Origin of the sequence: Wenjunlia tyrosinilytica (assembly GCF_014646055.1) — a bacterium.
Classification (GTDB): domain Bacteria; phylum Actinomycetota; class Actinomycetes; order Streptomycetales; family Streptomycetaceae; genus Wenjunlia; species Wenjunlia tyrosinilytica.
Genome location: NZ_BMMS01000022.1, coordinates 122,744 through 135,335, shown reverse-complemented (window position 1 = coordinate 135,335; position 12,592 = coordinate 122,744). Strand labels below are relative to the sequence as shown.

Genomic DNA, 12,592 nt, shown 5'->3' with positions numbered 1-12,592 from the left:
GCCATACGCAGACCCGTTCCCCTGCGCCGGTCTGCCCAGTCAGGTGCCGGTCGGTCCCTCGCCCCGCGCCGACCGGTCGCTCACCCCCGCGCCGACCGGTCCCTCGCCCCGCGGCGGTCAGTCCCCGTACTCGGCCTCGAAGGTGGCGCAGCCGCGCAGCGGGGCCATTCTCGCTCCGTGCGCCTCGATCGCCTCACGGTCGGCCTTGCGCAGCGCGTGTACGGGCTCGACGGCCAGCCGGAGCTTGCGCCCCTTCTTCTGCGCCCGCCACAGGGCGGCCGGCTCACCGTCCCGCAGGATCATGCCCGGGTTGCCCGTGTGCTTCCAGACCTGCTTGTGCAGTTTGGTGTCCGCGACCGCCGTGGCGCGGTCGCGCAGTTGCAGCCACGGGTCGTAGGGCGGCAGCACCCGCAGTCCCTTGGCCTCGGGCGGGGACTTCAGCAGCTCGGCGTCGTCCCGGTGGATCCACGCCTGCCGCCCGTCGTACCGCACCTCCTCCAGCTCGTCCGCCGCCGCCTTCCACGCCTTGGCCGCGACCGTCTGCGAGGTGCCGCCCCACTCGGCGAGATGCTCGGGTGTCGAGGGACCGTAGGCCCGCAGATACCGGCGTACGAACTCCTTGCGGGCCCTGTCCGCGGGCGCCTTCGGCGGCTTCTTGCCCAGCCACTGGTCGGTGCGTACGAAGGACGCCTCCCGGCCCTCGCGGGGCGCGATGACGAACAGTCCGGTCAGGGCGATGGGCCGCACCAGGACGGCGGTGAAGCTGCTGAAGGTGTCGGGCTCGAACCAGCCGGAGAACTCCTCGGGCAGCCGCTCCCCCAGCGCCACCCCCATCTCCCGCTTGGTCAGCACCTCGCCGTCCAGGGCGTCCTCGAGCGCCTCGGCGGTCATCCGCACCACCTCGGTGACCGACCGCTTCATGCCGTCCAGCATGGGCACGAAGCCCTGGACGGCCACCCGCCAGGACTCCTCGTCCTCCGGCAGCATGGGTGTGGTGAACACCGGCAGGTCGGCCGTGGGCACGAAGTACGGCGACTGCCGGACGGTCCAGCTCTGCAGGAGCGTCTTGTCCTCCTCCAGCGCCCGGTCGAACTCCTTCGAGGTCAGCTCGCCGGTACGGGCGAGCAGGGCCAGCAGGCCGTTGCCGGGCGGAGTGTTCTGGGCGCCGCAGGCGGCCGCCGCCTCCAGCAGGCCGGGGGCCGGCAGCCCGTCCGACAAGTGCTGGTTGGCCAGCCTGAACGCGACGACCTGATCCCTGCTGATATCGGCCACGGCAGTGCCTCTCCCGCGTCTCGGGGCGTAACTCGGGTCCTGCACGTGATGCTACGGGGATTTCCCCGGCCGTTTCTCGTCAACGGGTCGACGGCGGCATTGCCTTACAGACACCGGACAGAAAAATTGACCGCTTTCCCGCGGTCGCGTAAACGTGCAAGCAATGCGAATACGCCGGGCGCGCCCACTCAGCAGAACGGATGGCCCATGTCTGTTCCAGGTCTCGAACGTGCCGGCAGCGGCCCCGAAGCGGTGAATGAAGTGAGCGCCGGGCCGCCGCTCCCCGATCCGGTGACGCTCCCCGATCTGGTGGCGCGGGCCGCCCGGCGCTCACCGGAGCGCACCGCCGTGTCCGGCCCCGAGGGCCCGACGTCGTTCGCGGCGCTGGACGCCCTGGCGGACGGCTGGGCCGCGGCGATAGCGGAGCGGGTGCCGCGCGGCGGCTGGGTCGCCGTGTGCGGGAGCCGCTCGGCGGCGCTGGTGGCGGTGGCGCTGGGCTGCCTGCGCGCCGGGCGGGTCTACGTTCCCCTGGACCCCGCGCACCCGGCGGAGCGGATCGCGCTCACCCTGGGGGACGCCCGGCCGCTGCTGGCGGTGGTGGACGGCCATGCCCCGGACGCCGTGAGGGCCTCGGCGCCCGTCCTCGTGCTGGAGGAAGGCCCGCCCGCGGCGGTGTCCGGACTGCCGGTCCTGGCGGAGTCCGATCCGGCCTATGTCATCTACACCTCGGGCTCGACGGGAGTCCCCAAGGGCGTGGTGGCGACGCACGGCGGGCTCGCCGCGCTCGTCGACGCGCTGCGCCGGGAGGGCCCGGCGCTGTCCGAGGCGGACGTGGTGCTGTCGGTGGCCTCGATCGCCTTCGACATGTCGATCACCGACATCTTCGTCCCGCTGGCGGCGGGCGCCTCGGTGGTGCTCCCCGCCGACGGCACGACCCGTGACCCCGATGTCCTGCTGGACCTGATCGAACGTCACGCGGTCACCGCCGTACTCGCCACGCCCTCGCTGTGGCGCATGCTCGTCCTGGCCGGTCTCGGCACGGACGGGCGGCGCAGGGTACGGGCGTTCGGCGGCGGGGAGAAGCTCACCGAACAGCTGGCCACCGAGCTGCTGGCGCGCACCACGGCGCTGTTCAACGGCTACGGGCCGACCGAGACGACGGTGTACGCCACGTTCGAGCCGATCTCGGACCCCTCACGGCTGCCGCTGGGCCGGCCGATAGCGGGCACCCGGCTGTACGTCCTGGACGAGGACGGGGAGCTCCTGCCGCCCGGCCCGCGCGGCGAGTTGTGCATCGGCGGGCTCCAGGTCTCCTCCGGCTACCACCGCCGACCGGCGCTGACCGCGCGGCGGTTCGTGCCCGACCCGTACTCCGACGTCCCCGGGGCGCGGATGTACCGGACGGGCGATCTGGTGCGGATGGCCGCCGACGGCTCGCTGGACTTCCTCGGCCGCACCGACGACCAGGTGAAGATCCGCGGCCACCGGGTGGAGCCCGGCGAGGTCGAGGCCGCGCTTGAGCGGCATCCGTCGGTGCGCCAGGCGGCAGTGGTCGCCCGGGAGGACACCCTGGCGGCGTATGTCGTCCCGGCGTCCGGAGCCTCCCCGGCGGCGGAGGAACTTCTCGCCCACACCCGCCGCCTGCTGCCCGAGGCGATGGTCCCCTCGACTGTCGGGATCCTGCCCGCGCTGCCGGTCACCGGCAACGGCAAGGTGGACCGGGCGGCTCTGACCGCCTGGCACCGGCCGGCCGAACCGGCCGCACCCAAGGACCGGAAGCTGCCGGGCACCCCCAGCGAGAAGGCGGTCGCCCGCCTGTGGGCCGAGGTGCTGGGGCGCGCCGAGGTGGGCGCCGAGGAGAGCTTCTTCGACCTGGGCGGCCACTCGCTGCTCGCGATGGAGGTCGTCGCCAGGCTGCGCACGGAGTACGAGCTCGAACTGCCGGTGTGGGAGCTGTTCGCGGACCCCACCGTGCGGGCCTGGGCCGCCGTGCTCGACCGCGCGGCGCAGGCCCCGGCGAGCGGTCCCGGGGACCAGGACGCGCGAGCCCCGCTGTCGGTCGAGCAGCGGGCCCTGTGCCGCGCCGAGCGTCTGGCGCCGGGCAGCACCTCGCCGGGTCTTCGGGTGCGGGCGGACCTGGTCGGCGCCGTGGACGCCGGACGGGTGGCGGAGTCCCTGGCCGCCGTGGTGCGGCGCCACGACTGCCTGCGCACCCGGTTCGAGCCGGTGGCCGAGTACGGCAGCCAGGTGGTGTCCCCGCATGTGGAGTTCGACCTCTACGAGGAGGATCTGCGCGGGCGCCCGGAGCTCGAGGCGAAGGCCGTCGAGGCGCCGGCCTCGGCCCCGTTCGACCTCGGTGCCGGACCGTTGCTGCGGGCCGTCCTTCTCCAACTGGACGACGACCGCTTCCGCTTGACCCTGGCCGTGCACGACGCGGTGGCCGACGGCCCGTCCCTGAGCCTGCTCCTGCGGGACTTCGCGGACGCCTACGAGGGGGTGCTGGACGAGACCGCGCCCGGTGTGCCCTTCGCCGCCCTGACGCAGGCCCGCCGGGAGGCGTCGTCCGGTCTGCCCCTGGCGGAAGCCGTCACCGCCCACCGCGGCCTGCTCACGGAGGCGGTGCCGGTGCCCACCGGGGAGTACGGCACGGCAGTGGTGCCGCTGCGTCTGCCCGAGCAGGCGGTGAACGCCGCCTCGGACACCGCTTTGGCCCGCAATGTCACCGTGGAGTGCGCGCTCACCGCGGCGCTGGTCTCGGCGCTGCCGGACGAGTGGGGCGCGGCCGTGGTGGTGGCCCGCCAGGAGCCGGGACGCTCGGCGGACACGAGGGGCGTCGTCGCACCGCTGTCCACACTGGCGCTGCACGTCGTGGACCGCTCGGGGGCACCCGACCCGTCCGAGCTGGCCTCCCGTGTCGGCGCGGCGCGGCGCTGGAGCGCCGACCACCCGATGCCGGCTCAGGCGCTGCTGGACGCCTTCGCGGCCTCGGGCGAGCCGGACCTGCGCCGGGCGCTGCCCTGGGCGGCGCTCGCCCTGCGCAAGCCGCTTCCCGCACCCCGGCGGGTGGCGTCCGATGTCCGTGTGGAGCCCCTGGAGCCCAGTGTCCCGGCCGCGTCGGCCGAGAGCGGGCACCGCACGGCGCTGCCCGTTGCGGTGGAGCTGTGGGGACACGGCGAGGAGCTGACCGGCTACCTCCAGCACCGCCTCGACCTGCTGTCCCCCGAGGCGGCACAGGACCTGGCGGCCCGGTTCACGGCGGCCCTGGATCCGCGGTAGCCGTCACCCACCGGGAGGCACAGCCCCGGAAGGCTGAGCCCCAGGCTCAGCCTTCGCAAGCACGGCCTTCGCAAGGGCGGCCTTCGAAGGCACAGCCCCGGAAGACGCGGCAATCGAAAGCACAGCACTCGAAAGCACAGGGCTGGTCCGCGAACTCCCCCCGCGGCGAACGGCGGCGGCTTCTGGAAGCCGCCGCCGTTGGTCGTCGAGGTACGGGGCGGGCTCACGCGCCGCCGGTCGGGAGTCGGCGGTCAGGCGCGGCGGAAGACCGAGACATGGCGGGTGCTCTGGCCGGTGAACGGCTCGCCGTTCCAGCCGCTGTGCCGCTCCACGAGCCGAAGCCCGGCCAGCTGCGCCATCAGATCGAGCTCACTGGGCCACACATAGCGGATCTGGCTGGGGTAGAGGCGGATACCGGTCTCACTGAGGACGACGACCTGGGTGCGGATGCGCTGGCGCAGCGAGTCGTGCATGGTCGCCTCGAGGAAGACGCGGTTGCGCTCCACGCTGCCCGTCGCCAGGCGCTGCCCGTCCGCGTCGGTGCGGCGCACGTCGGGCACGTACATCTCCAGCACGACCGTTCCGTCCGGCTCCAGGTGGTCCACCACGTTGCGCAGGCACCGGACCTGCTCCTCCTGGGAGAGCAGGCACAGGAAGGTGTTGAAGACGGCGTAGATCATCGAGAAGGTGCCGTCCACGGGCACGTCGGCCATATTGCCGCACACCACGGGGAACGACGCCCCGCCGGGCCTCAGCCGCAGCTTGGCGATCATGCCCTCGGCGCCCTCGACCCCGGCGACGTCGATACCGCGGGCGGCGAGCGGAAGGGCGACCCGGCCGGTGCCGACGCCGAGTTCGAGGACGGCGCCGCCACCGGCGTGCTTGGCCAGGAAGTCGACGGTGGCCGGGGTGTCGGGCAGGCTTCCGGTCCACTCGTCGTAGACGTCGGCGACGGCGTTGTAGGCGTTGACGCTCGTTTCGGACATGGTGGTCTCCTTGACGCTCAAGCCTCGGGCCGGTCCGGCGGGCGCAGCTCCGCGCGGCGCACGCCTGCGGCGAAATAGGTGCGGGCCAGTGCCTCGTCCAGGGGCGGGCAGACGATCCCGGCCGCCGCCAGGACCGCGTCGGTGCGGTCGGAGGCCACGTCGGGAGGGACCGTGCCGCCGTCGCGGTCGGCCTCCGGCAAGGTGGCGGCGATCTGGCGCACGCCGTCGTGGGAGGACTCCACCGCCGCGTCCAGCACGCGCTTGCGCCACAGGGCGAAGTCGGCGGTGCGCAGGGTGTACCCGAACCTGCGCATCCAGGAGAAGAGCGTGGTGTACCTGGTGCGCTCGGGGGCGATCAGGTGGTAGGCGGCGGGCTCGGGGCCGCCGTTCTTGCGGCGCGTCAGTTCGGTGACGGCGCGGGCGGCGTAGTCCACGGGGGCCCACTGCAGCGGCGAGTCGGCCAGCGGGGCGGCGCCCATGGCGGCGCAGGTGCGCAGGAACAGCCAGGCGTAGTCATTGGGGTTGGACACCCCGGTGCGGGCGTGCCCGGCCAGGGTGCCGGAGCGCAGGACGAGGGCGTCGAAGCCCCGATCGCGGGCCTGGGCCACCAGTGCTTCGGCGGCCCATTTGCTGAGCGCGTAGCCGCCGAGGGCGCCGGCCGGGCCCAGTTCGGTGAAGTCCTCCACCCGGTCGGTCCCGCCCCTGCCGTAGAGCACCGAGACGGTGGAGACATGGGCCAGCCGCTTGGGGCGGGCGGTGCTCGCCAGGCGGAGGATCTCGACGGTCCCCGAGACATTGGCGCCGCGCAGGGCGTCGTAGGGGAAGCTGACATTGACCCCGGCGCCGCAGTGGTAGATGGCGCCGGTCCGGGTGGCGAGCGTGCGGTGGTCGGCGTCGTCGAGTCCGCAGCGGGGGCGGGCGAGGTCGCCGGCCACGCCGATGACCCGTCCGGCCCACTCCTCGCGCCACAGGTCGTAGTAGCGCAGCGCTCCCTCCACGCGTTCCTGCGCGGTGCCGCCCGCGGGACGCACCAGGCAGTACACGTCCTCGTCGGTGTGTTCGAGCAGATCGGCGGCGACGGCGGCGCCGAGGAAGCCGGAGGCTCCGGTGACCAGGGCGGGGGCGTCGACGTCGGCGGCTCCGTCGAGCGGGCGCACGTCGGCGGGCAGGACCAGGTCCTCCGCGGGGACGCTCATCGCCACACCCACAGCGGTGAGGTGCCCTCGTCGTCCCAGTCGTCACCGGGCGCCGCGACGGAGCCGGGACCGGCGGCGGGGACCGCGCCGGGCGAGCCGATGGGAGCGGGCTCGGCGGGTCGCGGAGCCGGCACGGCCAGGTCGTCCTGGGTGAACAGGGAAGGGAACAGCGTTCTCACAGCGGCTCCTCGCAGCATTCTTGGCACAGCGGCGCGGTCGTTCCCCGGGGGTTCGGGGACTCCAGCCGGAACCGCCAGGTTCGGTCCACTCCATTGCGTGCCAGCCGGGCACGGGCATGGTCGATCCGGCTCTCCAGGCCGGGGGCGGCGGGGTCGAACAGCACGGCGAGCACCCGGCCGCTGTGCGCGGCCTGGACGCCGACGCCTCCGCTGTCCCGGCACACGGCCTCGACGAGCGGCAGCCCCTCCTGGGGCAGGAACCGCTGGTTGATCCGGGCACTGGCGGTGGCGACCTCGGCCAGCAGGGCGCAGTCGCCGCCCGCCACCGCGCGGCGCATGGTCGCACGCAGCACCCGCAGGGACTCGATCTGGTCCGGGGAGTAGTCGAAAGCGGGCAGTTCCAGGGTGTCGACGCCGGGTCCGCCCGCGTCCAGGCCCAGCACCTCCAGCGAGGGCAGCGGACCGCCCAGGTCCTCCAGGACGGTGCCGTCCCGGTTGGCGTAGAGCACGGCCCGGTGGCCGAACATGATGCCGTCGGCGGCGCCTTCGGCCAGCACGGCGATCCTGGCCACCTCCTCGGCGGGCAGGCGGCGGCCGTGGGCGCTGGCGACGGCGCGGATGGTGCTGACCACGTCGGCGGTGGAGGAGCCCAAGCCGCGTTCGGTGGGGATGGCGCTGTGTACGGACAGCAGGCCGCCCCCGCCGACGCGCAGCCTGTGCAGCGTCTCCTCGGCCGCACGTCCTGCCTTGACCTTCCACGCCGGGCTGACCCGCACCCGCGGTGTGCCGTTCGGCACGAACACCGCCGAGGCGCGCAGCGACGGGTAGGGCAGGGAGACCACGGCGTGGGTCAGCTCCCCGTCGCCCCGGTCGAAGACGCCCTGCAACAGCTCGCCGTGGTGCGCGATGGCGGTTTCCAGGGCGGGGACGGCCACGGCGCCGACGGCCGCCGGATGCGGCCGGGAGTGCTGCTCCGGGGCGCCGGAGCCGACGGGCATCGCCATGTCAGAGCAGCCCTCGCACCCGGGGCAGCTCGGCGTCGGGATCGGTGATCAGGGCGGTGACGGCCGATTCGCAGGCGGCGGCGAACCGTTCGACGGTGCTCCGCTCCCACAGCGCGGTGCGGTACTTCACATCGAACAGCAGCCCGTCCTCCACGATGAGGGTGGACACCTCCAGGTCGGTGCTCGCCGACGGGTCGGCGACGATGCGCCCCTGGTGGACACGGCATCCCTCGAGCGTGAACCCGGAGTCGGCCTGGAACACGTTGAGGGTGACGTACGAGCCGCGGCCGCTCGCGATCAGCGCGTCCAGGCCCGCGGCCCGCAGCGCCTCGCCCGCCGGATAGGACTGGTTGGCGTAGGCGCCGGCGACGACGTCCCTGGCCTGGCCGAGCAGATCGGCCCAGGTCCGCACCCGGCCCTCGCCGAGGTCCAGCCGCAGGACGAGCAGATTGACCATGGCGCCCATGACGTCCGCGGCCGCCAGGTCCAGGCGGTTCTCGCACGGCGTCAGCAGTTGGACGTCCTCGTGCCCCGACCACTGGTGCAGCACGGCGGACAGGGCCGTGGCCACGACGATGAACGGGGTGACCCGCCGCTCTGCGGCGAAGCGGTGCACGGCGTCCCGCACCGCCTCGGGGGCCAGCCGGTGGACGGCGGCTCCGTCGAAGGAGGGCGCCGCGGGGCGGGGGAAGTCGGTGGGCAGGGTCAGTTCGGTCAGGCCCGTGAGCCTGCGCCGCCAGTACCGTTCCTGGGCCTCGGCGGCCGGGGTCGCCCTCCAGCGCCGCTCCGCCGCCATCACGTCGCGGAAGGACACCGGCTCCTTGTCCGGCGGTTGCCCCTGCCCCGTGCTGCGCACCCGGTAGAAGGCGCTGATCTCGGGGAAGAGCACGCGGGTGACGGCCCAGTAGTCCATGACCAGGTGGTGGCAGGACAGCAGCAGCTGCTGTTCCTCGTCGGCGAGGCGGACCACGGTCGTTCTGATCAGCGGAAGCACCGAGACGTCGTAGCCGGTCTCGGCCTGTACGGCGGTCAGGTGCTCCAGGGCGGCGGTGCGCTCGGAGGGGTCCAGACCGCGCAGGTCGGCCACCTCGACGGTGACGGTGTGGGCGTCGTGGACCTCGCGGTGCGGGGTGTGGTCCGGTCCGAGGTGGTAGGTCGTGCGCAGGATCTCCTGGCGGGCGACGGCCTGGTTGAGCGCCCATTCCAGCGAGGGCAGGTCCACCGGTCCGTCGATCCTGAAGGAGAGGGTGAGGGTGTTGACGGCGCTGCCCGGGGCGAACTGCTCCATCAGCCAGAACGGCTCCTCGGCGGCGCCGAGGCCGTCCACGGCCGAGGAGTCCCGCGCCGCCGGGTCCTCGTCCGCGCCTTCGGGCTCCCGCTCCTCCTCGGCGAGCGCGGCCAGCTCCTCGGGGGTGAGCCGCTCCAACTCCTCCAGCGCTGCCGCGACGTCCGGGTGGCGGCCGGCAATGGCCGTGCTCAGTTCGTGCAGTTCGGGGTTCTCGAAGACGAAGAGCAACGGGATCTCGGCCTCGAACTCCTCCGAGAGCGTCTGCACCAGCCGCGCCGCGACCATCGAGTGCCCGCCCACGGCGAAGAAGTCGTCCTCGGCGACGATGGTGTCGTCCTCCAGCAGTTCCCGGCACAGCTCCACGATCCGCCGCTCCAGCGCGGGGCTGCGCGACGCCCCGGCACCGCCCGCGCGCGCCTGGGGCTCGTTCAGGACCCGCCACAGCAGGCGCCCGTCCTCCATCAGCCGCACCCGCAGTGCGCCGTCGCCCTCGGGCAGCGCCACCTCGTGCGGGCCGGTGAACAGGGTGCCCTCCAGGCCGCGTGGCGCCGCCGCTCCGTTGGGCTCGCGGATCGCGGGCGGGGCGGGAACGGACACCACCTCGCCGCGCTCGCCGTCCTCGCCCGCGCCGTCGTCGGCACGCAGGACGACCGGGCCCGCCGGGGTGGACAGCACCCGGTGGGCGGCGTCCGCGGCCGCCGCCTCCACGGTGACGCGGGGCGGCCCGGTGTCCGCCCGGCCGGTCAGTCGTATGTCGTCCAGAGTCACCGAGGGGTCCGCCATGCCCGCCTCCATCGCGGACACGAAGTGGTCGACGAACCGCCGTACGGTGCCGGCCTCGAAGATCTCGCTGTCGTACTCGACGGCCGCCACGATGTCGTCGCCGTGCCATTCGAGGTTGAACAGCAGGTCGAAGCGGGAGCGCCCGCGCGGCACATGCACGGTCCGCATCTCCAGCCCCGGCAGGGTGTCCTCGCGGAAGTGCAGCGGAGGCGCGTTGAAGACCACCTGCACCAGCGGATTGCGGCTGGGGTCACGGCGCTCCAGCGTCTCGTTGACCACCTGGCGGAAGGGGATGAACTGGCGCTCGTACGCGGTGAGCGTCACATCCCTGGCCGCGGCCAGCAGATCGGCGAAGCGCAGGTCGCCGGGGGCGCGCATCCGCACCGGGATCATGCAGGAGAACGGCCCGACGACCTCGCGGTACTCCTGCGGCCGCCCGTCGCCGCAGATGCCCACCACCATGTCGTCGGCGCGGGTGTGCCGGTGGAGCACGGCGGTGACCGCGGCGAGCAGGGTGTGGAACGGGGTGACCCGGTGCCGCGCGGAGAACCGGCGCAGCCGCGGCACGATCCCGGCGGGGAAGGGCAGGACGGCCAGGCTCCCCCTGCTGCCCTTGGTGGCCGGGCGCGGCCGGTCCTCGGGTATCGGCAGGGTGTGCGGGGCGCCGGACAGCTCCTCGACCCAGGCGTGCCGTTCGCCGTCCAGCTCACCGGAGTCCAGGAGCTTGCCGTGCCAGCGGGTGAAGTCCAGGTAGTCGGCGGTCACGGGCGGCAGTTGAGGCTCGCGGCCCTCCAGGATCGCGGGCATGGCGACGGCGAGCTCCTCCAGGAGTTGCGCGGCCGCGCCCGCGTCCATGACGGCGTGGTGGAAGCCGAGGACGAGCAGATGGTCGTCCTGCCCCAGGCGGGCGAGGGCGAAGCGCACCGGCGGGGTGACGGTCGAGCTGTAGGGCTCCTCGATGAGCGCGCGGGCCCACTCGACCGCCTCGTCGAGGCGCCCGGAGAAGTCGGGCGGGGCGTCCAGCCGCACGGTCCAGGGGTCGACCAGGCACTGGCGCAGGCCGCCCCGGTGCACCGGCAGGATGGTGCGCAGCGCGGTGTGACGGCTCACCAGCAGGGTGAATCCGGCTTCCAGCGCGGGGACCGACAGCGGGCCGGTGAGGCGGAAGACCAGGTGCTCGTTGTAGACGGCGGCCTCGGGGTCGAGCTTGTCGACCAGCCACATCTGCTCCTGCACGGGCGCGGCCGGCAGCAGGTCGGCCGGGGGCACATTCGTCACCGGGTCCCCTCCTTCGCGGCCACGGCCGCCGTCACGGCCGCCGCGCCGCCCACCGCCCCACCCACCGCGGCGGCCGGGCCGCGGCCGGAGGCCGGTAGCGCCGTGACGGGCAGCCGGGTCAGACCGTTGATGAAGTTCGACCGCAGGTGCACCGCGTCGCCCGCGGGCTCGAACCGGTCGAAGCGGGCGAGCAGTTCCTCGAGCAGGACGGTGAGCGCGACGCGTGCGGCCGGACCGCCCACGCAGTAGTGGGGGCCGGTGCCGAAGGCGATGTGGGGGTTCGGCGAGCGGCCGAGAGTGAACGAGTACGGGTCGTGGAAGACCTTCTCGTCACGGTTGGCGGAGGCCACCCAGGCGACGACGAGCTCTCCGGCCCCGATGCGGGTGCCCGCGATCTCCACATCGGTGGTGGTGCGCCGCATGAGGTGGTTGGTGGGGGTGGACCAGCGCAGGGACTCCTGGATCGCGGCCCCGACCCGGTTCGGCGCGTCGCGCAGCGCCTGCCAGACATCGGGGCGCTCCATCAGCGCGAGCATCATGTGCGAGGCGGTGTGCGGGGTGGTGGTGGTCGCGCCCATGACGAAGCTGTAGCAGTTGAGCAGGATCTGGCTGTCCTCCATCGGCTGCCCGCCGAAGTCGAGGTGGACCAGCATCGAGACCAGGTCGTCCTTGGGCTCGGCCCTGCGGGCCTCGATCAGCTCGCTGAACATCGCGAACAGGTCGTGGTGCGCCTGCCGCAGTGTGTCGGCGGTCTCGCCCTTGGTGAACTCCTCGTCGTCCGGGGCGACTCCGGCCATGGTCCAGCGCGGGATGTCGGGCCAGTAGCGCTCCGGGATGCCCAGGATCTCCCCGACCGCGGCCATCGGCAGATCGAACATCAGCTGTGCGAAGTCGTGCTCACCGCCGTCGAAGCAGGGCTCGATGATCCTGCGGACATGGGCGCGCACACGGTCGACGCGCTGGTGGAGGATGTTGGTGGTCATGGTGCGGAAGGTGGGCACACGCACCCAGGTGTGGCGGGGGCGGTCCATCAGGTTGATGGTGCGTCCGCCCGCGCTGTCCCCGCCCGTGACGGCGAGGATGGTTCCGTGCTCGGAGCTGTAGCGGCGTACGTCCTTGAGTACGCGCACCACATCGGCGTATCGGGTCACCGACCAGAACCGGGCGCCATTGGGCGCCTCCTGGGACCACACCGGTGCTTCCTCGCGCAAAGTCGCGAAGGCGACGTGCTGCGGGTACTCCTGGAAACGGCGCGGGTCGTACAGGTCGATCGTGTCCAGCGGTACCCGCTGGCCTGGCCCGGGGGCGGTCATCAGCATCGCGGCGGTCT

General features: G+C 73.4%; 8 protein-coding genes. 1 reads left to right on the top strand and 7 read right to left on the bottom strand.

Annotated features, from left to right (window positions below; genetic code table 11):
• Positions 1–117: 117 nt before the first annotated feature.
• Entirely contained in the window at positions 118–1,272 is a 1,155-nt protein-coding gene (locus IEY86_RS24070) for a winged helix DNA-binding domain-containing protein (RefSeq protein ID WP_189133915.1), read from the bottom strand.
• Positions 1,273–1,479: 207 nt separating this feature from the next.
• Between IEY86_RS24070 and IEY86_RS24065 the strand changes: the two genes are divergently transcribed.
• Complete coding sequence (locus IEY86_RS24065) at positions 1,480–4,548, top strand: non-ribosomal peptide synthetase (protein WP_189133914.1); 3,069 nt, start codon at positions 1,480–1,482, stop codon at positions 4,546–4,548.
• Positions 4,549–4,799: 251 nt separating this feature from the next.
• Here the strand turns inward: IEY86_RS24065 and IEY86_RS24060 are convergent, their stop codons facing one another.
• From IEY86_RS24060 to IEY86_RS24035, 6 genes are read right to left on the bottom strand one after another with little or no spacing between them, the layout of a single operon-like run.
• Positions 4,800–5,534 (bottom strand): class I SAM-dependent DNA methyltransferase, encoded by a 735-nt coding sequence (locus IEY86_RS24060; RefSeq protein ID WP_189133913.1) that lies wholly within the window; start codon positions 5,532–5,534, stop codon positions 4,800–4,802.
• Between the two features lie 17 nt (positions 5,535–5,551).
• On the bottom strand, positions 5,552–6,730 hold the full coding sequence (locus IEY86_RS24055) for an SDR family oxidoreductase (RefSeq protein ID WP_189133912.1): 1,179 nt from the start codon (positions 6,728–6,730) through the stop codon (positions 5,552–5,554).
• Positions 6,727–6,909 carry a hypothetical protein gene (locus IEY86_RS24050; protein WP_189133911.1) on the bottom strand — a complete coding sequence of 61 codons (183 nt, stop codon included), beginning with the start codon at positions 6,907–6,909 and terminating at the stop codon, positions 6,727–6,729. The genes IEY86_RS24055 and IEY86_RS24050 overlap by 4 nt, the downstream gene beginning before the upstream one ends.
• Positions 6,906–7,913 (bottom strand): GHMP family kinase ATP-binding protein, encoded by a 1,008-nt coding sequence (locus IEY86_RS24045; RefSeq protein WP_189133910.1) that lies wholly within the window; start codon positions 7,911–7,913, stop codon positions 6,906–6,908. The genes IEY86_RS24050 and IEY86_RS24045 overlap by 4 nt, the downstream gene beginning before the upstream one ends.
• A gap of 1 nt (position 7,914) precedes the next feature.
• The gene (locus IEY86_RS24040) at positions 7,915–11,262 is read right to left on the bottom strand and encodes a condensation domain-containing protein (protein WP_189133909.1); all 3,348 of its coding nucleotides are present in this window, start codon (positions 11,260–11,262) and stop codon (positions 7,915–7,917) included.
• The gene (locus tag IEY86_RS24035; protein WP_189133908.1) at positions 11,259–12,581 is read right to left on the bottom strand and encodes a cytochrome P450; all 1,323 of its coding nucleotides are present in this window, start codon (positions 12,579–12,581) and stop codon (positions 11,259–11,261) included. The genes IEY86_RS24040 and IEY86_RS24035 overlap by 4 nt, the downstream gene beginning before the upstream one ends.
• Positions 12,582–12,592 lie beyond the last annotated feature (11 nt).